This is a genomic window from Marinirhabdus gelatinilytica (assembly GCF_003353425.1).
Lineage (GTDB): Bacteria > Bacteroidota > Bacteroidia > Flavobacteriales > Flavobacteriaceae > Marinirhabdus > Marinirhabdus gelatinilytica.
This window is the reverse complement of sequence record NZ_QRAO01000001.1, coordinates 23564-48550: the sequence shown is the minus strand read 5'-3', so window position 1 is coordinate 48550 and position 24987 is coordinate 23564. Positions and strand designations below refer to the sequence as shown.

Annotated in this window: 16 protein-coding genes; 14 read left to right on the top strand and 2 right to left on the bottom strand. The window is 41.9% G+C overall.

Translation table 11 applies throughout. From position 1 onward, the window contains the following. The first annotated feature begins 16 nt into the window (after positions 1 to 16). Genes C8D94_RS00200 through C8D94_RS00190 form a run of 3 tightly spaced genes read left to right on the top strand, consistent with a single transcriptional unit; the run spans position 17 to position 4359 of the window. Positions 17 to 1426, top strand: coding sequence for a quinol:cytochrome C oxidoreductase (locus C8D94_RS00200; protein ID WP_115121902.1), 1410 nt, complete (start codon positions 17 to 19; stop codon positions 1424 to 1426). 24 nt (positions 1427 to 1450) lie between these two features. After that, complete coding sequence (locus tag C8D94_RS00195; protein ID WP_115121901.1) at positions 1451 to 2515, top strand: cytochrome c oxidase subunit II; 1065 nt, start codon at positions 1451 to 1453, stop codon at positions 2513 to 2515. A 17-nt stretch (positions 2516 to 2532) separates the two neighbouring features. Further along, the gene (locus C8D94_RS00190; protein ID WP_115121900.1) at positions 2533 to 4359 is read left to right on the top strand and encodes a cytochrome c oxidase subunit I; all 1827 of its coding nucleotides are present in this window, start codon (positions 2533 to 2535) and stop codon (positions 4357 to 4359) included. A gap of 243 nt (positions 4360 to 4602) precedes the next feature. Here C8D94_RS00190 and C8D94_RS00185 read toward each other — a convergent pair whose 3' ends face one another. Next, entirely contained in the window at positions 4603 to 5112 is a 510-nt protein-coding gene (locus C8D94_RS00185) for a peroxiredoxin-like family protein (RefSeq protein ID WP_115121899.1), read from the bottom strand. 153 nt (positions 5113 to 5265) lie between these two features. On the opposite strand from C8D94_RS00185, the gene ruvB reads away from it, so the two are divergent. The 11 genes from ruvB (at position 5266) to C8D94_RS00130 (ending at position 23770) form a co-directional block, all read left to right on the top strand. Beyond that, entirely contained in the window at positions 5266 to 6288 is a 1023-nt protein-coding gene (ruvB, locus tag C8D94_RS00180; protein ID WP_115121898.1) for a Holliday junction branch migration DNA helicase RuvB, read from the top strand. 96 nt (positions 6289 to 6384) lie between these two features. Further along, positions 6385 to 7725, top strand: a complete 1341-nt coding sequence (locus C8D94_RS00175; protein ID WP_115121897.1) for a cytochrome P450 — start codon at positions 6385 to 6387, stop codon at positions 7723 to 7725. Between the two features lie 66 nt (positions 7726 to 7791). Then, positions 7792 to 8715 carry a tRNA epoxyqueuosine(34) reductase QueG gene (gene queG, locus C8D94_RS00170; protein WP_115121896.1) on the top strand — a complete coding sequence of 308 codons (924 nt, stop codon included), beginning with the start codon at positions 7792 to 7794 and terminating at the stop codon, positions 8713 to 8715. Between the two features lie 134 nt (positions 8716 to 8849). Continuing rightward, on the top strand, positions 8850 to 11147 hold the full coding sequence (locus tag C8D94_RS00165; protein ID WP_115121895.1) for an NADP-dependent malic enzyme: 2298 nt from the start codon (positions 8850 to 8852) through the stop codon (positions 11145 to 11147). 84 nt (positions 11148 to 11231) lie between these two features. Continuing rightward, positions 11232 to 11813 carry a Holliday junction branch migration protein RuvA gene (gene ruvA / locus C8D94_RS00160; RefSeq protein WP_115121894.1) on the top strand — a complete coding sequence of 194 codons (582 nt, stop codon included), beginning with the start codon at positions 11232 to 11234 and terminating at the stop codon, positions 11811 to 11813. A gap of 3 nt (positions 11814 to 11816) precedes the next feature. Continuing rightward, positions 11817 to 19124, top strand: a complete 7308-nt coding sequence (gene sov, locus C8D94_RS00155) for a T9SS outer membrane translocon Sov/SprA (RefSeq protein ID WP_394340203.1) — start codon at positions 11817 to 11819, stop codon at positions 19122 to 19124. A 32-nt stretch (positions 19125 to 19156) separates the two neighbouring features. After that, positions 19157 to 19537, top strand: coding sequence for a glycine cleavage system protein GcvH (gene gcvH / locus C8D94_RS00150; RefSeq protein ID WP_115121893.1), 381 nt, complete (start codon positions 19157 to 19159; stop codon positions 19535 to 19537). Then, positions 19482 to 19904 carry a VanZ family protein gene (locus C8D94_RS00145; protein ID WP_115121892.1) on the top strand — a complete coding sequence of 141 codons (423 nt, stop codon included), beginning with the start codon at positions 19482 to 19484 and terminating at the stop codon, positions 19902 to 19904. Before gcvH ends, C8D94_RS00145 begins: the two co-directional genes overlap by 56 nt. A gap of 60 nt (positions 19905 to 19964) precedes the next feature. Then, on the top strand, positions 19965 to 20687 hold the full coding sequence (locus C8D94_RS00140; RefSeq protein WP_115121891.1) for an energy transducer TonB: 723 nt from the start codon (positions 19965 to 19967) through the stop codon (positions 20685 to 20687). A gap of 101 nt (positions 20688 to 20788) precedes the next feature. Then, positions 20789 to 21583 (top strand): energy transducer TonB, encoded by a 795-nt coding sequence (locus tag C8D94_RS00135; RefSeq protein ID WP_115121890.1) that lies wholly within the window; start codon positions 20789 to 20791, stop codon positions 21581 to 21583. A 90-nt stretch (positions 21584 to 21673) separates the two neighbouring features. Beyond that, entirely contained in the window at positions 21674 to 23770 is a 2097-nt protein-coding gene (locus tag C8D94_RS00130) for a gliding motility protein RemB (protein ID WP_115121889.1), read from the top strand. Positions 23771 to 23775: 5 nt separating this feature from the next. Here C8D94_RS00130 and C8D94_RS00125 read toward each other — a convergent pair whose 3' ends face one another. Continuing rightward, positions 23776 to 24915 carry an MBL fold metallo-hydrolase gene (locus tag C8D94_RS00125; RefSeq protein ID WP_115121888.1) on the bottom strand — a complete coding sequence of 380 codons (1140 nt, stop codon included), beginning with the start codon at positions 24913 to 24915 and terminating at the stop codon, positions 23776 to 23778. Positions 24916 to 24987: the final 72 nt, after the last annotated feature.

The following is a 24987-nucleotide window of genomic DNA, read 5'->3' as shown; positions in this document are numbered from 1 at the left end:
AGAGATAGTTAAAGATATGTACACGCTACCCAGTAAATTAAAGTTATTTGCGATCATTTTTATGGTGGTTGGTGCCCTAGGAATGCTTGCAGGCTTCCTTTCTGTACCAAGTACAACTGCCGAAGTGAAAGAAATGATGGCAGCGCACGACGATGGTCATGGTGGAGGTCACGATGCTTCATATAGCGATCACAACGGCGATCATACTGCTAAGGATGGTCACGGTATTGACCAAAATGCTATTAGCTCCCCAGAAGCACATGATTCAAAAAACACTCACGGCGAAGATGCCCACGGAGACGAAGAAGCACATTTAACACACGTATTGCATCAATTGCAAAATAGACCTTGGTCCGCATTGTATGTAGCATCCTTCTTTTTCTTTATGATTGCTTTGGGAACACTGGCGTTTTACGCTATACAGCACGCAGCACAGGCTGGGTGGTCTCCAGTATTGTTCCGGGTTATGGAAGGGATTACTGCCTATTTGCCTTGGGCTTCAGTAATTATTATCATCCTGTTATTGCTCTCAGTATTTCATGTGAACCACATCTTCCATTGGATGGACGGTGAGCTGTTGAACCCTGAAAGCCCTAAATATGACAAATTGATAGCGGGAAAGAGTTCGTGGTTAAACCCTACGTGGTTTATCATTAGAGCTGTGATCTATCTGCTAGGATTCAACTTGTACCGTCATTTCTCCAGAAAATGGACCTTGAACCAAGATGATGCCGAGGACAACCGTTGGTTCAAAAAGAACTTTAAATTGGCTGCAGGCTTCTTGGTGTTCTTTATCTATACAGAATCTATGATGTCTTGGGACTGGATCATGAGTTTTGATCCTCACTGGTTCTCAACATTATTTGGATGGTATGTATTTGCAGGGATGATGGTTTGTGCCATTACTGTAATCGCACTGGTAACCATTGTACTGAAGAGCCAAGGATATTTAGAATTTGTAAATGACAGCCACATTCATGATTTAGCTAAATTTATGTTCGGCTTCAGTATATTCTGGACGTACCTTTGGTTCTCTCAATTTATGCTGATATGGTATGCAAACATCCCTGAAGAAGTTACCTATTTTGTAACTAGGATTGAGGATTACAACCTGCCCTTCTTTGGAATGGTTGCCATGAACTTTATCTTCCCAGTATTGTTGTTGATGAACAGTGATTACAAACGTATAAATTGGTTTGTGGTAATGACGGGTATTGTAATACTTTTAGGACACTATATAGATGTATTTAATATGGTTATGCCGGCAACCGTGGGTACTTCATGGTTCATTGGCTTGCCAGAAATAGGAGCGATGCTTTTCTTCTTTGGTCTTTTTGTATTGGTGGTGTTCACAGCACTTACAAAAGCACCATTATTAGCGAAGCGTAACCCATTCATTAAAGAAAGTAAGCACTTTCACTATTAATATAATTAAAGAAGACAGATAACGATGACCGCATTTTTAGTTGTACTAGTAATCATACTTTTTGGAGTTGCTGTTTGGCAAATGAGCAAGATATTCCAGTTGTCTCAACCCAAACCAGATGATAGTTCTGAAATCGCTAACGACAAGGACAATAATATAAACGGGTGGCTCATGATGGGCTTCACCATATTTACCTACCTTTTATTGGCCATCTGTTTTTGGAAATGGTGGGATGTATTGTTGCCAGAATCTGCATCGGAACACGGTTCAGAAATAGACAGTCTCATGTACGTGTCTATGGTTCTTATTTTCATAGTTGGTTTTTTTACCCTGTGGTTATTAGGTTTTTTCTCATTCAAATTTCGTGGGGAAAAAGGAAAACGAGCTACGTTCTTTGCAGATAATGATAAGCTGGAGTTTATCTGGACCATTATCCCTGTAATTGTATTGGCAGGCTTGATCATCTACGGTTTGTTTACTTGGACAGATATTATGAACGTAAACGATGAAGATGATCCTATGGTAATTGAATTGTACGCATATCAATTTGATTGGAGAGCACGTTACAGTGGCGAGGACAATACCTTGGGCGAGGCCAATGTGCGGTTGATCGAAGGAGTGAACCAACTGGGTGTAGATGCTTCTGACCCCAACGCACAGGATGATATCGTAGTAAACGAATTACACCTTCCAGTAGGTAGAAAAATAATATTTAAGATGCGTTCGCAGGATGTACTGCATTCAGCATATATGCCTCACTTTAGAGCACAGATGAACTGCGTTCCCGGGATGATTACCCAATTCTCATTCACCCCTACCATTACTACTGAAGAGATGCGTATGAATGATGAGATCGTGGCCAAAGTGAGAAAGATAAACAACATTAGAAAAGAAAACAGCAAGGCATTGGTGGCCAAGGGCGAAGAGGCTTTAGAGCCTTATGAGTTTGACTATATGTTACTTTGTAACAAAATATGTGGAGCCAGTCACTATAACATGCAAATGAAGATAGTGGTAGATACCCAAGAGGAGTATGAAGCTTGGATAAAAGAACAACCTACCCTTGCCGAAGCCTTAAAAGAACAATAAAAAATAGCTTAAGAGATATGTCAGCACACGCAATAGAGCACGTAGAAGATCACCACGACGATCACGGGCATCATCACAAAGAGACCTTTTTGACTAAGTATATATTTAGTCAAGACCATAAAATGATTTCCAAGCAATACCTTATAACAGGTTTGTTCATGGGTATCATAGGTATTGCAATGTCTATTTTGTTCAGGCTTCAACTAGCGTGGCCGGACAAGGAATTTACCATTTATGAAGTTTTACTAGGTAAATGGGGAGAAGGCGGAGTAATGGATCCAAATGTATATTTGGCACTGGTGACGATACACGGGACTATTATGGTGTTCTTCGTATTGACCGCTGGATTGAGTGGTACCTTCAGTAACTTGTTGATTCCATTGCAAATTGGCGCAAGGGATATGGCTTCAGGATTCCTTAATATGGTGTCCTATTGGTTATTTTTCCTTTCTAGTGTGATTATGGTAATGTCTCTTTTTGTAGAAGCTGGACCAGCCTCTGCAGGATGGACCATCTATCCTCCCTTAAGTGCGCTACCACAAGCAATACCAGGTTCGGGGGCAGGGATGACGCTCTGGTTGGTTTCTATGGCCATCTTTATTGCTTCATCATTGTTAGGGTCCCTTAACTATATTGTAACAGTTTTAAATTTACGTACTAAAGGAATGTCTATGACAAGACTTCCGCTAACAATTTGGGCCTTTTTTGTAACTGCAATTATTGGTGTGGTTTCGTTCCCGGTATTGTTTTCAGCAGCATTAATGTTGATCATGGATAGAAGTTTTGGCACTTCTTTCTTTCTTTCAGATATTTATATAGCAGGTGAAGTACTGCACAACCAAGGAGGTTCTCCCGTATTGTTCGAGCACCTTTTCTGGTTCTTGGGACACCCAGAGGTATATATTGTGATCTTGCCTGCCATGGGTATGGTTTCTGAAATTATGGCTACCAATGCCCGTAAACCAATTTTTGGATATAGAGCGATGGTTGCTTCAATTTTGGCCATTGCATTTCTGTCTACCATTGTTTGGGGACACCATATGTTCATCTCAGGGATGAACCCATTCCTAGGTTCGGTATTTACATTTACCACTTTGTTGATCGCAATTCCTTCTGCAGTGAAATCATTCAACTGGATCACTACCATTTGGAGGGGTAACCTGCAAATGAATACAGGTATGCTCTTTTCCATAGGATTTGTTTCTACTTTTATTACAGGTGGTTTAACAGGAATTATCCTGGGGGACAGTGCATTGGATATCAATGTGCACGACACGTATTTTGTGGTTGCCCACTTCCACTTGGTAATGGGTATATCGGCATTGTATGGTTTGTTCGCTGGGGTGTACCACTGGTTCCCGAAAATGTTCCAAGGAAGAATGCTGAACAAAAACCTTGGTTACGTACACTTTTGGGTAACCGTAATTGGAGCCTACGGAGTCTTCTTCCCAATGCACTTTATTGGGATGGCTGGATTGCCAAGACGTTATTACACCAACACGGCATTTCCATACTTTGATGACCTAGCTGATGTAAATGTTGTAATTACAATTTTTGCAATTATCACTGCTGCAGCACAGTTAGTATTCTTGTACAACTTTATCCACTCTATGTTCCACGGAAAGAAAGGACCAAAAAATCCTTGGAAATCCACTACGTTGGAATGGACAGCAGAGGTAAAACATATCCACGGAAATTGGGATGGTCCTATCCCACACGTTCACCGTTGGGCGTATGATTATAGCAAGCTTAACAAAGATGAAACCGATTATGTAATACCTGGACAGGATTACATACCACAGCACATACCAATTAAAGATAACGAAGAGGAGCTGAACCACTAATATGCCTACGCAGGCATATATAACCTGCGAAAACTTAAAAAACCCTTCCTGAAAAAATTTTTAGGAAGGGTTTTTTGTGGTTTGAATTTACGTGTAACTACGTATTTATTTTTAGCGTAAATGTCTGTAAATTAGTAACTCATATACTAGTTTGGTCAATCGGCTGGGGAGCTGTATTGACAAGGAGAGCCGAATCGTTTTGATTCGGTTCTTTTTTTGTCACATTCTTGCCGGTGAGAGTTATTATGCGGTACCCCTTGGCGGATAATCTTTGTCTTCAATAAAATCTATGGCTTTCAATAGATCTTCAAAATGTGGACGCGCAAACGGCATGCTCTGTAAGCTGGAAAGATATAAAGTGTTGTCTGGCTTTACAAGAAATAGTCCGGGTTCAGAAAACAATTCAGGCTCCTTTTCAGAAATGCTGTTTGATAAAAATAGCCCCCAAGAGGTTGCTTCTTTTTTTGTGAGTCCATATCCAATGGGAACTGCCTCGATTTCCCACTCTTCTCCAGTTTTTTTGGCTCGTTCTTCAGTATCCATACTTATACCTATAACATTGATGCCTCTTTTGGTAAACTCATCCAATCGTGTTTTTAGGTCTTCCAACTGTTGTTTACACTTGGGGCAATGATACCCGCGATAAAAAACCAATAGTGTGTATTTTTCAGGATGCTGTTTGTGCAATTCCCATTGGGTGTCGTTTATTAGATTGAGTTTCAGATCGGGTACTTTTTGTGTTGGTGTTATCATAACTTTTTCTTTTAAAGATACCTGTTAAAGACTTTATTCCTTCATAAAAGGTTGGTAATCTCTTGTTAAAGAGGCTTAAAAAAGCCAGTTTAGAATATTTGCTGTTCTAAATCTTTAGCGAGCTATAGGTACTTAAATAGTTATATTTGTGGTATGAATGAACATTTGGATCCCACTGGCGAAAATCTTACCCCACAGGATATAGACTTGGAAAAAAAACTACGGCCCCTCACTTTCGATGACTTTACGGGACAGGACCAAGCCTTAGAAAACCTTCAGGTGTTCGTGCAAGCAGCAAATCTGCGGGACGAAGCCCTGGACCATACGTTGTTCCACGGTCCTCCGGGACTGGGAAAGACCACCCTGGCACATATACTTGCCAATGAGCTGGACGTTAATATAAAAGTCACCTCGGGCCCTGTATTGGACAAACCTGGAGATCTTGCAGGATTATTGACCAACCTGGACGAAAGGGATGTGTTGTTCATTGACGAAATTCACCGCCTGAGCCCCATTGTTGAGGAATACCTGTATTCAGCCATGGAAGACTACAAAATTGATATCATGATCGAGTCCGGTCCCAATGCAAGGACAGTCCAGATTAATCTGGAACCTTTTACGCTTGTAGGTGCCACAACACGTTCCGGATTGCTCACTGCACCTATGAGAGCTCGTTTTGGGATAGCCTCCAGATTACAATACTACACAACAGATTTGCTCACTACCATCGTACAGCGTAGCGCAGGTATATTGAACATGCCTATTACCATGGAGGCGGCTATAGAGATTGCTGGACGCAGCAGGGGTACGCCGCGTATTGCCAATGCGCTATTACGTCGCGTACGGGATTTTGCACAGATAAAAGGCGATGGAAACATAGATATAAAGATTGCAAAATATGCCCTGCAACAATTAAATGTGGATGCGCACGGGTTGGACGAGATGGACAATAAGATACTTACCACTATTATCGAAAAATTTAAAGGAGGGCCCGTGGGGATTACTACCTTGGCAACGGCCGTTTCTGAAAGTGCCGAAACCATCGAAGAGGTTTACGAGCCCTTCCTTATCCAGCAGGGCTTTATCATGCGCACCCCAAGAGGCCGCGAAGTGACTGAAGCTGCGTACAAGCATTTAGGGAAATTAAAAGGCCCTACACAGGGTGGGTTGTTTTGAACAATTATAATTTTCAAATCCTTCACAAACTCTCTGTGGATCTCAACGTTCCTCTGCGTAACTTTACATTTCAGGAATAATTAAACGCTACACGCTATTGTGCCAACCCATCAAAACCACATCCCTACCGTTCCCCTTATAAAATTTCTAAAACACTCTTTAGAAATTTTAAAGAATCCATTGCCGTTCCATCACAATAATTTTGAACGCTTGGGTGATACGTTTAGGTTAAAGATTGGGTTTGACAAATCGGTTGTGTTTTCTAGGGATGCAGGTTTTTTACAATATGTGCTTCAGAAAAATCAGCGAAATTATACCAAGTCAAAAATACAGACCGAAGATCTAGCAAAATACGTCGGGAAGGGTTTGTTAACTTCCGAAGGTGCCCTGTGGAAACAACAGCGAAAACTTATCCAGCCCGCATTTCACAAAAAGCAATTGGAAAATTTGCTGGATACAATGCAAAAAACAATTTCAGATGAATTGCAGAAAATTAAAACAGGCAAGCCATTCGAAATCTTTAAGGTGTATAACGATTTAGCATTTCAGGTAGTTGCAAAATCCTTATTTAGTGGTGGCGTTTCAGATTCACAAGTAAAAAGATTACAGCACATCACCGAAGAAGCGCAAAAAATGCTGGTACGTGAGTTGCGTCAACCCTATTTGCATTGGTGGTTTAAAATAAGCGGGACACTTCAAAAAAACCTCAACCTAACGTTAGAGGCACGCGAAATTCTCAAACAATTGGTTATAGACAGAAAGGGTAGCAGAGTACGGGAAGACGATTTGCTGGATATGTTGCTGGATGCTAGATACGAAGATGGCAACGCCATGGACGAGGAACAACTCATAGATGAAATTTTAATTCTCTTTACTGCAGGACACGAGACTACAAGCAATGCATTAACCTTCACCTCCCAGTTGCTTGCCAAACACCCAAACTACCAACAAAAGATAGTTGAGGAGGTGCGAGCTGCAAAAGTAGAAACCGATAGTTTAATGGAGTTTCTACGAAACGTTCCCGTTACGACACGCATTATTGAAGAGTCCCTTCGCTTGTATCCACCCGCCTATTTTATAGACCGTGTAAATATTGAAGAAGACGAATTCAACGGAATGAAACTTGAAAAAGGAACAAGCCTGCTATTTGCTGTCCATGAAATCCATAAGAGTGAAACACATTGGGAGAATCCGATGCAATTTATTCCTGAAAGATTTGCCAATAAGAATTATAGCGATTATGCTGCGTATTATTATCCTTTTGGGGCCGGGCCGCGTATGTGTATAGGTAATAATTTTGCGATGTATGAAATGGTACTGGCGATCGCGATATTGTGCGAAAATTTCAGCATACAACAAAAAAAGGACACTATCGAAATTAACCCACTTATCACTTTAAAGCCTAAAAACGCTATCTTGACGTTTGAAAGGAGATGAACTATATTTGAGTAAGGTCTTCTTATCCTTATTCTCAATATTTATTAGGGTACAAACCTCAAACCTATAAACCATAAACAAGCCCATACCAATCTCATAAAAACTGAAGCCAAACGCCTCGGCTTTCTCTCTTGTGGTATCAGCAAGGCTGAATTTTTAGAGGATGAAGCACCGCGCCTTGAAAAATGGCTCAATAACAATATGCATGGAGAGATGGGTTATATGGAAAACTATTTCGACAAGCGGCTGGACCCTACAAAACTGGTGGAAGGCTCAAAAAGTGTGATTTCTTTATTGCTGAATTACTATCCTTCAGAAACACAAAGGGACGATTCTTATAAAATTTCTAAATACGCCTATGGGAGAGATTATCATTTTGTAATCAAGGAGAAGTTGAAGGGGTTGTTGCGATTCATTCAATCTGAAATTGGCGAGGTCCACGGGCGCGCTTTTGTAGATAGTGCTCCCGTGTTGGACAAAGCTTGGGCGGCCAAAAGTGGACTGGGATGGATAGGCAAGCACAGTAACTTACTTACACAAAAAGTAGGCTCTTTCTATTTTATTGCAGAGCTTATTGTAGACTTGGAGCTGGAATACGACACGCCCGTGACGGACCATTGCGGCTCGTGTACCGCCTGTATAGATGCCTGCCCTACGCAAGCCATTGTACAGCCGTACGTTGTAGATGGCAGTAAATGCATAAGTTACGCAACAATAGAATTAAAGGAACAGATCCCAAGCAGTTATAGTAACCAAATGGACGACTGGATGTTTGGATGCGACGTGTGCCAGGATGTATGTCCGTGGAACCGTTTCAGCAAGCCTCACAACGAACCCCTCTTCAACCCCCACCCAGAACTGCTCTCAAAAAGTAAAAAGGAATGGGAGGAGATAACAAAAGGAGTTTTCAACGAAATTTTCAAAAAAAGTGCTGTAAAGCGTACCAAATTTGAAGGTTTAAAACGAAATATTCAATTTCTAAAAAAATAAGAGCTACATCGTACTCCCTCTCAGTGGGAGAGGGTTGGGGTGAGGGATACCCTATATGACTTTAAGATTTCAGCTTCGATTTCGATATCAAATTCAAATGAACTCCCTTACCTTTGTATTAAATCAATTTATATATGAGCAAAGAGAGCAAACGTAGGGAAGCATTGTTGTACCACGCAAAACCCCGGCCTGGGAAGATACAGGTGGTTCCCACAAAAAAATATGCTTCACAGCGGGACCTCTCTCTGGCCTATTCCCCCGGTGTGGCAGAGCCTTGTTTGGAAATTGAAAAAGAGGTAAACAACGTTTATAAATATACCAACAAAGGAAACCTGGTGGCTGTGATCTCCAATGGTACAGCTGTCCTTGGATTGGGTAATATAGGTCCGGAGGCTTCCAAGCCCGTTATGGAAGGAAAGGGCTTGCTCTTCAAGATATTTGCAGATATTGACGTTTTTGATATTGAAGTGAATACTGAAAATGTTGATGAATTTATAGAAACCGTAAAGAACATTGCCCCAACCTTTGGCGGAATAAACCTAGAGGACATCAAGGCTCCTGAAGCTTTTGAAATAGAACAAAGACTTAAGGCAGAGCTTGATATTCCGGTAATGCACGACGACCAGCACGGGACGGCCATCATTTCGGCCGCGGCACTTTTGAATGCCTTGGAATTGACCAAAAAGAACATTTCAGAGATTAAGATTGTGATTAGCGGAGCAGGGGCAGCAGCAGTTTCCTGTACCAGACTCTATAAATCCTTTGGTGCGAAAGCAGAAAACATTGTAATGCTGGATAGCAAGGGTGTGATCCGTGCAGATCGTGATTCACTATCTGCTGAAAAAGCTGAGTTTGCAACAGAAAGGAAAATAGATACCCTAGACGAAGCATTGAAAGATGCCGATGTTTTTGTAGGCCTTTCCATTGCAAATATTGTTAGCCCAGCTATGCTAATGTCCATGGCAAAAGACCCAATCGTTTTTGCAATGGCAAACCCAGACCCAGAAATTGAATATGAACTTGCCATAAATACCAGGGACGATATAATTATGGCGACAGGCCGGAGTGACCACCCTAACCAAGTAAATAACGTGCTGGGCTTCCCGTTTATCTTTAGGGGAGCACTGGACGTAAGGGCTTCAAAAATCAACGAGCCTATGAAAATGGCCGCTGTGCAAGCACTTGCCCTGCTTGCCAAGGAGCCAGTCCCAGAGCAGGTTAATATTGCGTATGGAGAAACAAAGCTAAATTTTGGAAGGGACTATATAATCCCCAAACCTTTCGATCCTAGATTGATTGCAAAAGTACCTCCTGCAGTTGCAAAAGCTGCTATGGAAAGTGGCGTAGCTACGGAGCCCATTTCAGATTGGCAAAAATATGAGGATGAGCTTTACGAACGTATGGGTAGTGATAACAAGATTATTAGGCTGTTGCTGAACAGGGCTAAAATGGCACCCAAGCGTATAGTTTTTGCCGAGGCAGATCAACTGGACGTGCTTAAAGCTGCCCAAATTGTAAACGATGAGGGGATAGGTGTTCCAGTGTTGTTGGGTAGGGAGAGAGTTATTAGAGAACTCATGGAGCAATTGGAGTTTGATGCCGATGTTGAAATTATAGATCCAAAGAGCGATGAGCAGGAAGACACCCGAAACCGTTACGCCGAAAAACATTGGATAAACCGCCGCAGGAGCGGAATCACTCTTTACGATGCCCAAGGCCTTATGCGGGAGCGAAATTATTTTGCTGCCATGATGCTCAATGAAGGCGATGTGGATTGTATGATTTCGGGGTATGCGCGTGCGTATCCATCGGTGGTTAGACCTGTGCTGGAAACAGTGGGGAGATTTCAGGGAGTGGACAAAGTGGCAACTACTAACTTGATGTTGACAAAACGAGGTCCAATTTTTATTTCAGATACCTCTATCAATATAGACCCTACAGCAAAAGAGTTGGCCAAGATTGCTCAAATGACCAACTACACCATGAAAATGTTTGGGCTTACACCTGTTATCGCCATGATATCGTATGCAAACTTTGGTTCCTCTAAAGACCCCCACGCCACCAAGGTAAGAGAGGCCGTAAGCCTGTTGCATCGTACCAATCCAGATATGCACGTGGATGGAGAGTTACAGACAGATTTTGCACTCAACCCACAAATGCTTCAGAAAAAGTTCCCTTTCTCAAAATTAGCGGGAAAAAAGGTGAACGCATTGATTTTTCCAAATCTGGATTCAGCAAACAGCAACTACAAACTCCTCAAGGAATTGAACAATGTAGAGTCCATTGGGCCCATTATGCTTGGGATGAAAAAACCTGTCCATATCCTTCAATTGGGCGCCAGCGTGGAAGAAATCGTACACATGGCTGCGGTAGCAGTGGTAGATGCCCAGCAAAAAGAGAAGCGGGCCAAAGGGATGGAAATTCCAGAATAAAACGCGCGTTATTTTACTAAAAATGGGCTGTGCCAATGCGAATAAATTATATTATATTTGGCGCTTTAACCTTACGTTAACATTATGATTACCCATTTGCAGGGCAGGCTTGTAGAAAAAAACCCAACCGAAGTAGTCATAGATTGTAATGGCATAGGCTATTTGGTTCATATTTCATTACATACATTTTCATTGCTCCCCAGTACCGAAAATGTAAAATTACTTACGTATTTATTGGTTAAAGAAGATTCACATACGTTGTATGGGTTTCATGGTGCCGAAGAAAGGGAAATCTTTAAGTTGCTGCTCTCTGTATCGGGAGTAGGCGCCAGTACGGCAAGAACTATGTTGTCCTCGCTCACACCTGAACAGATAAGGGATGCGATTGTACAAGAAGATGTTGCAACCATCCAATCTGTAAAGGGAATAGGAGCGAAAACAGCACAACGTGTTATTTTAGATTTAAAAGATAAGATTGTTAAAGTGTATGGCTTGTCCACAATTTCTGAAACGGCAAGCAATACGAACAAAAATGAAGCGTTATCTGCATTGGAGACATTAGGTTTTGCCAGAAAACAAGCTGAAAAGGTTTGTGATGCTATTGTAAAGCAAGACCCTGAGGCAAGTGCTGAGACGATTATAAAATTAGCTTTAAAAAAATTGTAGGATTTGGGCGCAAAAAATTACGAGTATACAAAAGTTCTTTCGGGGCTTTTCTTGATTTTAGGAGTATTATTTTGGGGAAGTAGCACAGCAATAGCTCAGGATAGCACGGCTACAGGATCTGAAATGGGAAGAATGGACCTCCCCAACCCGCCAAGTATTCAGGATTTATATACCTACGACCCCGTTACCGATAGATACGTATACACGCAAACCCTAGGGGGATTCACTATAAGCTACCCGCTAATCCTTACCCCAGAAGAATACCAAGACCTTATCCTGAAGGAGCAAATGAAGCAGTACTTCAAGGACAAGATTGATGCTGCCGATGGTAGAAAAGAAGGATCCGAGGAACTTCAGAAAAACTTACTGCCTACATTTTATGTAAATTCAAATTTCTTTGAAACCATTTTTGGAGGTAATACTATTGAGGTGATACCACAAGGTACCGTAGAGATGGATATTGGGCTCTTGTATACCAAGCAGGACAATCCCGCATTTTCACCCAGAAACCGAAGTAACCTATCCTTCGATTTCGACCAGCGTATTAGTTTGAGTTTGTTGGGTAAGGTAGGAGAGCGCCTTCAGGTAACCGCCAATTACGACACCCAATCCACTTTCGATTTTCAGAACCAGATCAAACTTGAATACACACCTACGGAAGACGATATTATTCGTAAGATCGAAGTGGGTAACGTGAATATGCCTCTTAACAGTACGCTTATACAAGGAGCCCAGAGTTTATTTGGTGTAAAAACACAACTTCAGTTTGGGAAAACCACCATTACAGGGGTGTTTTCTGAGCAAAAGTCCGAAACAAGGAACGTAGTTGCAGAAGGCGGTGCCACCATTACAGATTTTGAATTATTTGCCCTAGATTATGATGAAAACAGGCACTTTTTCTTAGCACATTATTTTAGGGATAATTATGATAGGGTGTTGAGCCAGTATCCTTTCATTAACTCTAATGTGCAAATTACGAGATCTGAAGTTTGGATAACCAACAGGGCAGCAAATACACAAAATGTTAGAAATATTGTAGCATTACAGGACCTTGGTGAGTCCAACCCGGCGAATATTGGTTTAAACGGTATCCCGGGGGGCTTTGTGAACAACTCAGCAAATGCGTTCCCTAGTAATGCCAATAACGATTTTAACCCCTTTGGAATAGACGATCCAACCGTACAAAGCATCCTTACCGAAGAAATTCGTGATGTTGCCACAGTAGGCCAAGGATTTAGCGGGGTTCCGGTGAGTGATGGGGTTGATTATGTAACCTTGGAAAATGCACGAAGACTTAATGCTAACGAATATACCATAAACAACCAGCTTGGGTATATTTCCTTAAACCAACGGTTAAGTAATGACGAGGTGTTGGCGGTTGCTTATCAGTTTACCGTGAATGGCCGTGTGTTTCAAGTAGGGGAATTTTCTAACGATGGCGTAAATGCTACAGGCGAAACTACCCAGATACCAGGTCCTGGCGGGGGTGATCCAGTAGATCCCAATATCGAAGGAGGCTTGCCCCAGAACCTTGTAGTGAAATTGCTGAAAAGTAACATTACCAACGTTAATGAGCCTATTTGGGATTTGATGATGAAGAATATCTATCCGCTAGGGGCTTTTCAGCTAGAGCAAGAAGACTTTAGATTGAATATTCTTTATACAGACCCTTCCCCCCTAAACTACATTACGGCCGCGCCCGGTACTCCAGAATTTCCCGCAGTTCCGTTGCCTGACGATGTAGACGAACAAGTATTGTTACGTGTTTTTAACTTGGACAGACTCAATTTTAACGGGGATCCGCAACAAGGCGGAGATGGTTTCTTCGACTTTTTACCAGGTATAACCGTAGATACTCAAAATGGACAAATCATCTTTACCTCAGTAGAGCCGTTTGGAGAATATCTTTTTGAAAAGCTGGATAACGATGACCAGGGTCCCGGTGATTATAACAACGAGCAAACCTATAATGCCAACCAAAACAAATACGTTTGGAGAACGCTATATAATACCACAAAGACACAGGCCGAACAACAAGATAGTGATAAGAACAAGTTTCAGTTAAAAGGAAGCTACAAGTCTACTGGTTCGGACGGAATTCCAATTGGGGCATTTAACATCCCACAGGGTTCTGTTACGGTTACGGCTGGAGGAAGAACACTTGTTGAAGGCGTAGATTATACGGTAAACTATCAGTTGGGCCGTGTGCAGATTATAGATCCCTCGCTGCAAAACTCTAACACGCCCATAAATATCTCGGTAGAGAACAATACGTTATTTGGCCAGCAAACAAAGCGATTTACAGGCTTGAACGTTGAGCATCAATTCAGTGATAAATTCCAGATTGGTGCTACCTACTTAAACTTGAATGAAAGACCCTTGACCCAAAAGTCTTCTTTTAATACGGAACCTATTAACAATACCGTTTTTGGACTCAATGCAAATTACTCAACCGAAGTTCCTTTCTTGACACGTTTGGTAAATAAACTACCAAACATCGATACCGATGTAGCCTCTAATGTTTCCCTACGTGGGGAATTTGCATACCTGATGCCTGGAGCACCTAAAGTTTCAGATTTTGATGGCAAGACAACCTCCTATGTAGACGATTTTGAAGCCTCCCAAACAGGTATAGATGTAAGCTCGCCTTTAACTTGGTTCCTGGCCAGTACACCTATAGGTTTTGGGGGAGAATTTGCCAATGGCGATTTACAATACAATTACAACCGCGCAAAGTTGGCCTGGTACACAATAGACCCGGTTTTTTATAGTAGCCAAAGGCCCGAGGGCATAAACGACGAAGACCTATCCTCGCCATTTGCAAGAAGGGTGTTCAGGGACGAGATTTTCCCTAACCAAGATTTAATCCAGGGGCAAACACAAGCGATCTTCTCACTGGATTTGGCATATTACCCTAGCCAGCGCGGACAGTATAACTTTAACCCAGAAGCTGCTGGAGGAAACGCACTACCTAACCCTGAGACAAGATGGGCCGGTATTTCAAGACAATTGACCACTACAGATTTTGAAAGATCCAATGTTGAGTTTATCCAGTTCTGGGTAATGGACCCCTATGTGCACGATGAAAGCTTAAACGACTCTGGTGTCCTTACCTTTAACTTAGGTAATATTTCTGAAGATGTACTTAAGGACGGCCGTAAACAATACGAAAACGGATTGCCAGAGGATGGTGGTACTGCTAATACAACAGCCACAGCATGGGGTAAAGTACCTACCAACCAATCGTTGGTATATACTTTCGATACCCAAGGCCAAGAGCGTATAAATCAAGATATAGGTTACGATGGTATTGATGATGCCGTAGAGGCTTCCCAATTCCCTGAGTTTTCAGGATTGGCAGATCCGGCGGGAGATAATTACCAATACTTTTTGCAAGCCGAGGGTGATGTATTACAGCGTTACCTCCAATATAACGGTACGGAAGGTAACTCACCAGAGCAGGTTACAAACGATAACCGTGGTAACACCGCCCAACCAGATGTAGAAGACATTAACCGTGATAACTCCATGAATACCGTAGATAGTTACTATGAGTATAGAATACCTATCTATCGCGGGATGAGTGTAGAGAACAACACCGCCATGAATGGTGGCGAGCAAGATTTTATTACTGATGTACGCGAATTAGAGGTTACCACCCAGGACAACAATGTAATACCTGTAAGGTGGGTTCAGTTTAAGGTGCCTATTAGCCAGCCAGATGAAGCTGTGAATGGTATTTCAGATTTTAGGTCCATTCGGTTTATGAGGATGTTCATGTCGCAATTTGAGCAACCAACGGTACTTAGATTTGGAACTTTGGAATTGGTAAGGGGAGATTACAGGAGGTTTACCGAAAGCTTGGATATTACAGGTGAGGATCCAGAACTGGATGATACAGTTTTTGAAAATGAAGCTGTAAACATTGAAGAAAACGACCAAAAAACACCATTTCCCTATGTGCTGCCACCAGGAGTATTAAGAGAAGAACTCAACAACAATAACAATATTATACGCCAAAACGAGCAGTCATTGCTACTAAGGGTTTGTGGCCTTGAGGATAACGATGGTCGTGGGGTGTATAAAAACTTCAATATAGATATGCGCCAGTATGAAAACCTGGAGATGTTTATACACGCAGAATCTATTGAGAACCAAACACCACTCTCCGATGGTGATATGATAGCATTTATGCGATTGGGGAACGACCTGGATCAAAACTTCTACGAAATCCAGATACCATTGAACCCTACCACGGGAACTACCTCCAATCCTGAAGATATATGGCCAGTGGAAAACAGGCTGCGATTGCCTTTGAGCCTTCTCCAAGAATTGAAAACACGCGTTTTGGGCAATCCCAATCTGGACCCCACCGAAACAACATTCTTTACCCAGTCTGAACTTGATGCTTCCACATTGGGCTCAGAAAACGAACTGCGCTTGGGTATAAAGGGTAACCCTAGTTTCGGTAATGTTCGTATTATAATGCTGGGTCTTAGAAACAACTCGGGACAAGAAATTTGTGGAGAAGCTTGGTTTAACGAACTACGCCTTTCTGAATTAAAGAACGAAGGAGGATGGGCCGCCGTTGCCAGTATGGACGCCAACCTTGCAGACTTTGCCACCGTTAGTGCTACCGGTAGAAGGAGCACCGTAGGATTTGGATCCATAGAGCAAGGCCCTAATCAAAGAAGCAGGGAAGACGTACAGCAATACGATGTGGTTACCAACCTGAACCTTGGACAAATGCTTCCAAGGGATTGGGGAATACAGCTCCCGTTTAATTACGGAAGATCTGAAGAGCTCATCACCCCACAGTTCGACCCAGAATTTCAGGATATTGAACTTGATACAAGACTGGACAACACCGAAGACGAAGCTGAAAAAGAAAGAATAAAGGAACAATCCGTAGATTATACAAAACGACAGAGTGTAAACCTAATTGGAGTACGTAAGGACCGAACGGGAGAGGGCAAACCACAGCCGTGGGATGTAGAGAACTTTACCTTTTCTGCTTCCTATAACCAAGAAGATCATCACGACTTTGAAATTGAGGATGCCCTCGAGCAAAACGTGCGCTTGGGCGGAACGTATAACTATAGCTTCAACCAAAAACCTTTTGAGCCTTTCAAGAAAAACGATTCTATATTCAGGAGCAAGTACTGGCAGTTCTTAAAAGACTTCAATGTAAACTATCTACCTACGAGTCTTACGGTAAGCTCGAACATTACAAGACAGTATAACGAACAAAAATTTAGGGAATTAAACTTGCTTCCAGGCAACATTGGGCTGCCAAGATTGTACCAGCGTAACTTCTTGTTCGATTGGCAATACACTGTAAATTATAACCTGACAAAATCTTTGCGCTTTAACTTTAACTCGTCCAACAATAGGATTGTGACCAATTACATAGACGACGAAGGTTTTGCAGATAACTCTATTGGCGTGTGGGACGGTTTCTTCGATGTAGGGGAACCCAACCAACATTTCCAGTCGTTACAGGTTAATTATGATTTGCCCTTTGATAAATTCCCGTTCCTCAAATTTATTAGGGCTACGTATTCCTACACAGGAGATTTCCAGTGGCAGGACGGTAGTGATTTGTTCAACAGTATAGAAATCCCATTGATGGATGGTACCGTAGAAACGTTCAACTTGGGTAACTCTATCCAAAATGCCCAAACCCATAGGATAAATTCATCCTTGGATATGAACAATTTTTACAGGTATATTGGTCTCACCAAGATTAAAAAATCAAGGAGAGGAGCCAATCAAGGAGGCTCTGGTTCTCTTAACAATGGTAGGAATGCCAATGGCGCTAGAGGTGGAAAAGGTAAAGGTGAAAATGGCGCTAGAGAAGAAGAAAAAAATAATGCAGGTAGTTTATCTGCAGGCGTAAATGACCCACGTAGGGGCTCCTCTACTGCTGGCCAGGGAGGTGGTAGTCTGGGTGCAGGCGAAAAAGCAGCAAACTTCTTTATTGGGTTGCTTACCAGTATTAAGAAAATGCAGTTCAATTATCAGGAAAACCAAGGTATCTTCCTCCCAGGATATACCCCTTCCATTGGGTTTATAGGTACTTTAAAACCTTCTGCAGGTTTTACGTTTGGTAGCCAGGCAGAAATCAGGGAAGAAGCGGCCCGTAGAGGGTGGCTTACTTTGTATCCCGAGTTTAACGAGCAGTATACAGAGGTGGAGAGTCGCCAACTGGATGCCCAAATAAATATGGAGCCTTTGGAGGACCTCAAAATAGATATCAATGGTAGCAGAATCTATTCTGAAAACTATACCGAAAATTATATAGTTGAAGATGAGACCTATAGGTCATTGACCCCGAATACCTTTGGGAACTTCAACATTTCCACATTGCTCATCAAGACAGCTTTTAGCCAGAGTGATGAGAATAATTCTGAAGCTTTTGACGATTTTAGAGCAAACCGTTTGGTGGTAGCACAAAGACTGGCAACTGAATTCTATGGAACATCCAACTTCCCTGTAGACGAAGAAACAGGGTATCCAGAAGGCTTTGGGCCCAATTCGCAAGACGTACTCCTGCCAGCGTTCGTTTCGGCCTATAGAGGTAGTGATCCATCAAAAGAAGAAACGGGCATATTGCGCGATATCCCGTTACCAAACTGGGATATAAAGTATACAGGTTTAATGAAATTGAAGTGGTTCAAACAACGTTTCAAGAGATTTTCTGTACAACACGGGTATAGGGCCAGTTATACCGTTAACCAGTTCCAGACAAACTTGGATTACGATGCCAACAACCCAACGGCAACCGATCAAGCGGGAGATTTCAAAAGCCCTATATTCTTGACCAACGTAAACCTGACCGAGCAATTCTCGCCTTTGATACGTTTGGATTTTGAGATGAAAAACTCAATAAAAATTCTTGCCGAATACCGAAAGGATAGAGCCCTGTCATTGAGTTTTGCAAACAACCTCTTGACCGAAATACAAGGAAACGAGCTCATACTTGGCTTGGGGTATCGTGTAAAGGACCTGCGAATCTCAACAAACTTCGGGGGTAAAAAGAAGGTAATAAAAAGTGATCTGAACTTTAAACTGGACGTTTCCCGTAGGGACAACAAGACCATTATTAGATATCTGGATATTAACAACAACCAGACAACGGCAGGGCAAACAATTTATGGTCTTAACTTTATCACAGACTATGCGTTGAGCAAAAACCTGACAGCCCTGTTCTATTTCGATTACACATTCTCCGAGTATGCTATTTCAACAGCATTTCCGCAAACCACGATACGGTCTGGATTTACGCTGAGATATAACTTCGGAAACTAAAAACCAAACCAAAAAAGCTTAAATAAAACGTTATGAGTGTACCCAGTAACTTAAAATATACCAAAGACCACGAATGGATTAGTATTGATGGAGACGAGGCAACGGTAGGAATTACAGATTTCGCACAAGGAGAGCTTGGCGATATTGTATATGTAGAAGTTGAAACCTTGGATGAAACCCTCGACAAAGATGAGGTGTTCGGTACCGTTGAAGCCGTAAAGACAGTTTCGGACCTCTTCTTACCGCTCTCTGGGGAAATCATCGCTTTTAACGATTCGTTGGAGTCTGAACCAGAAAAGGTAAACTCAGACCCCTATGGCGAAGGTTGGATGATAAAAATAAAAATCTCCAATCCAGATGAAATCGAAGAACTCCTCGACGATGCAGCCTATAAAGAACTTATTGGCGCCTAAAACAGTCTTGCTCATTGCAATACTGTACACATTTATCATTACTGTTGCATTTTTACTGCCCGGAAGAGATTTACCGCGCACCCAATTGCCGCTGGATAAAATTGTGCATATTGGGATTCACGCAGGATTGATCTTTTTGTGGATACTCTATTTTTTCAGAAAAAAAAGTAAGAACGCAGCTATTGCAACCATCTACTATGTTGCAATAGCCTGTTTTGTCTATGGCATAATAATTGAAGGTCTACAAGAAATGCTCATCCCTATGCGGCATTTAGATTTCAACGATTTAATAGCAAATAGTGTAGGTATTTTATTGGGAGGCATCTTGTTCTATGGTACAAGATCCTTTTTTGAAAATCAAAATTGATAAATCCCTTTACTATAAAGTAATATTTCTTTAAATTAGCAACGATTAAATTTTTCAAATATGGAACAGAAAAAAAACCCAAAAGCAGACATGAGCCAATGGAGCTCTGTATTTCTGTTGTTTGGACTTGCCTTTATGCTCTTCGTGGCCTGGCAAGCAATAGAGTGGAAAACCTACGATAACGACAATCTAGCCGCAGATCAATTGAATCTTGGTGACGATTTGGAAGAAGATATCCCAATTACGCAACAATTAACACCACCGCCACCGCCGCCACCGCCACCACCAGCACCCGAGGTAATCGAGGTAGTTGAAGATGAAGAGGAAGTAGAAGAGACCATTATTGAGTCTACCGAGACCAATCAAGAGGAAGAGATCGTGGAGATTGAGGAAATTGAAGAGGTTGTAGAAGAGGTGATCGAAGATGTCCCCTTTGCCGTAATTGAAAACGTACCTGTATACCCAGGTTGCGAAAGTGCTGGAAACAACGATGCAAAGAAAAAATGTATGTCCGAGAAAATCCAGAAATTCGTTCAGAAAAAGTTCAACACCGAACTTGCAAACGACCTTGGACTTGAAGGAAGACAGCGTATTTCCGTACAGTTTAAGATAGACAACAAAGGAAACGTGGTAAATGTAAGAGCCCGAGCACCCCACCCAAAGTTGGAGGCCGAGGCGAAAGACGTTGTAAGTTCATTGCCCAAAATGACACCAGGGAAGCAACGAGGTAAAGCTGTAGGTGTAATTTATGCACTGCCCATCCTGTTCCAGGTAGAAAACTAAAATACACCTCTTTATAATATCAAATCCCGCTTCGGTAGAAGCGGGATTTTTTTTGGCACAACACTTGTTTCATAAATAATATAACTTCTAAATATATTATTATGAAACCATCAAACAATGTGTGTGGTGCCACTACAAAAGTACCAAGTAAAAGAATTGTAAAAAAGCAAATTAACATTAGCTGGAACTCGAAGATTTTTTTTCAGGTAGGTCTTATCATCGCTCTATTGGCAACCTTTTATGTCATGGAGCTAGAAATTGAAAAACCTAGGATAGTAGCCAAAGCGCCATCGGGTACCATTTGGGATGCTCCCACGATTACCTATACGGTAGATAAGGATATACCAAAGCTTCCTAAAGAACAGCCCAAAGTACAAAAGAGACATAAAGTGGCAACTCCTATCAAGCCTATTGCAACCCACACTTTTATCAAAGTGGCAAATACAGACCCTGTAATTGAGGGCAACGTGATAGCTGAGGACGACCCGACGCCCAGAGCCTCACCTATAAAGACGGGTGCTACTACCGCACCCGTAACTACAAGTATTATAGGGGTAGAATACGTGCCCGTGTTTCCTGGATGTGAGGGCGCTGGCAATAACCAAGGGAAAATAGATTGCATGTCAGCAAAAATTAGGGCATTTATAAGCAAAAAATTCGAAACGGGTAAATTCGATTATTTTGAGCCAGGTAGTATACAAACCATACGTACCTTCTTTACAATAAACTCTCAAGGGGATATTGTGGAAGTAAAGGCTAGAGCAAAAGATAAGAAGCTGGAAGAAGAAGCAAAAAGGGTTATTTCAACACTGCCCTATATACAGCCGGGTAGGCAAGGAGATACGCCCGTAAATGTTACCTACGCCGTACCCATACATTTTCAAGTAAATAATTAAGCATACAATACCCCGCCTCCCCAGAGGCGGGTTTCTTTTTTGGGGGATTTCAAAAAAGCGTATCTTTCGGCATCCTTAAACAGTTGCCCAATGAAGAACCTAGTCTCCTTTCTGGTTTTACTCGCTTGCCTACAACTATACGCTCAACAGTCCAATAGTTTTGAAAAATACCCAGTATTTCCAGAATGTGCCAATGTAGAGATAGAGATGTTGGAAGGTTGTTTCAACAATACATTCAAACAGTTTCTTTTCAAAAATTTTAATGTACCTGAAATAGTTTCAGAAGAAAGCTATAAAGGCTCGATGACCGTTTTTTTTGAAGTAGACAAGCAGGGCGACTTTAAACTACTGTATACCGATGCTATTTATAAAGAGCTCAAGGAAGAAGCACAACGGGTGTTTGCACAACTCCCAAGAATTACTCCTGCCACATTCAACGGGAAACCTACGTATGTACAGTTCACTATGCCCTTTGCCATTCCCTTACAAGAGCCTGGAGCTATAGAGGCTACAACAATTGCTGAAAACGAAACTGCTAACGAAAAATTGGACACCCTAAAAAATGAATACGATGCCATTGAAAAATTACCGTATGCCAATGAGGAATACACAAGTGCTATAAACATCCCGCTTTCGCACCACAATTATAGCTTGTTCGACCCAGCATTGAACAGGGTGGGGCAGAACAACCATACCGCACAAAAACCTTATATCTATTCTGAAGTAAACAAATATTACAATTTCGAGGCCCAGAACGGTAAGTTGCTCAAAAACAAGACCTCTTGGTTTGGCCGAAAGTTTTGGAACGAACATATGGTACGCGTCAAGACAAAGGATTTTTGGTTTACATTGGATCCCGGTGTAGATCTACAACTGGGTCGAGATACCGGTGCCGGACTGGATACCTACAACAATACGCGCTTGGTGTACACCCAGGGAGGGATTGGAAAAAATTTCAATTTTTTTGCGGTGGTATACGAGAGCCAGGGACGATTTGCAGAATATTTCAACAGGTTTGCTGAAGAAAGAATGCCAGATGGCGGTAACCCAGCCATAATTCCCGCACGTGGTATTGCCAAACGTTTTAATGAGGACGCTTACGATTACCCGGTAGCTACGGGACATATCTCCTATTCGCCCAGCAAGTGGTTCAATTTTCAGTTGGGGCACGGCAAGCTGTTCCTGGGAGATGGGTATCGTTCATTGCTGCTGAGTGATAATGCATCACCTTACCCATTCTTTAAGATAAATACGAATATCTGGAAGTTAAAATACACCAATACCTGGATGAGCTTGCGTGATGTGCGTCCCGAAGCCACAGAAGAGCGCACCTTCAGGACAAAATACATAGCAAGCCACTATTTGAGTTATAACGTTACTAAACGATTGAACATTGGCCTTTTTGAGAGCGTGATCTGGGACAACAGTAATGACCGTGGTTTCGATTTCAACTATATAAACCCCGTGATCTTTTACCGTGCCATTGAATTTTCTACAGGTTCCCGAACGGGGAATGCGCTTATAGGATTGAGTGCCAAGTATAAATTTACGGACAGGGTGAACGCCTATTCGCAAATTATCATAGACGAATTTTCCTCAGGCGATGTTTTTGGAGGGGAACAAAGCTGGAAAAACAAATATGGTTACCAGATAGGGGCAAAGTATTACGATGCCTTTAGTGTAAAAGGGTTGTACCTGCAAGCCGAATATAACCGCATACGTCCCTATACGTATTCCCACAATACCGTCGTGCTGAATTATGGGCACAATAACCAATCCCTGGCACATACGCTAGGGGCTAATATTTCAGAATTTATTGCTATTGCTAGATACCAGAAAGGTCGCTGGTTTGGAAGTGCCAAGACCCTTATTGCCAAAAGGGGACTGGAATTTCAAGCCCCGGCCGATGGTATAGACTATTTTGGGGGCAATATTTACGGCAATGAAGATAATAGGCCTTTGGACAACGGTGTTGAAGTGGGACAAGGAAATACTACAGATTTTTTCCATACCGAATTACAAGCGGGATACCTAATTAACCCAGCAACAAACCTGAAAGTATATGCCAGCGTTATCTTTAGGGATTTTGAACCCTTGGAGAATACCGAGATGGTTTTTGATAATAATACCACATGGGTAAACTTTGGGATACGGACCGACTTATTTAACTGGTACTACGATTTTTGAGTAGACTAGTTTTTTCCGTCCTTTTCCTTTTTCACCCTTTTCTGCATTTCTTTGTAGCGCTTTTCCTTTTGTTCGTTTCTGGCTTTTTTGCGGCCTTCATTTTTCTGTACAGCCTTATAAACCGAACGTAGAAACTTTTCAGTAGAAATAAAACCGTCACCATAGCCTTTCTCGTCGTAGAACTTGGTAATGTCCCTCATCTGGGCTACTTGGTCCTCGGTTTTATCGTTCATAAAGTGAAATGTTACTTTTTCGTAGATAAACTCCAACATTTTCTTGGTTTCGGCCACATCTGCTTTAGTTGCGAGCGCTCCGTGACCCGGGATTATCTGGGTGTTTTGGTTGGCAGTTTGCAAAATGGTATTAATGGCGCTTTGATACCCTTTGTAGGTTCCGCTGTTACTTCTGTCTATATAAGGGTATAGTCCATTGACAAAAGCATCTCCTGTGTGTATAACATTGCTTTTGGTAAAATGAACCATCACATCGCCATTGGTATGTGCATTGGCGAGGTAGATAAGTTTTATTTCTTCATCATTATAAAAAATAGTAAGGTTATTGTCAAAGCTTATGGATGGAATGTTGGAGGTGTCCAGATCTAGAGGTTGCTCAAGTTTTGTCTTGGCACGATCCCTGTTTCTTTCCAGTGCTTTTTGTGCTTCCTTGTCGTTGTCCTTCGCGGCTTCTTCCATTAGCTCAATCTCTTTCATTACTTTTTCTTCAGCTTCATTGTATAGCGCAGCAAGCATTGCATCTTTTACATTTTGGTGGGAAAATACAGTGGCACCTGTTTGCTTGTAATTTTTATTACCTCCGGTGTGGTCTCCGTGCAAGTGGGTGTTCACAATAAACTGGGGGGTGTTTTCGGTTTCTTTTTCAATAATCCCCAAGACACTTTCAGAAGTTCTTTCAAACTGTGTGTCTACCATGAGTACTCCTTCTTTACCGTGCTGAACAGCTATGTTGCCACCCATTCCCTTCAGCATAAAAATATTCTCGGTAACAGGTATGATGTTTGGCTTGTTCTTTGCTTTTTCAATGGCTTTTTTTTGCAAGTCGGGGTCTTTGCTTATTTCTTCATCGGTTTGGGCGGTAGCAAAACAGGTTACGAGCAATAGCAAAAAGAGGGTTGAATATGATTTCATTTGTTACAAAAATTAAATAGGGGCTCAAATTAGTAAAAAAAGATGTTAGCTGTACAAGTAAACAGCAATTAA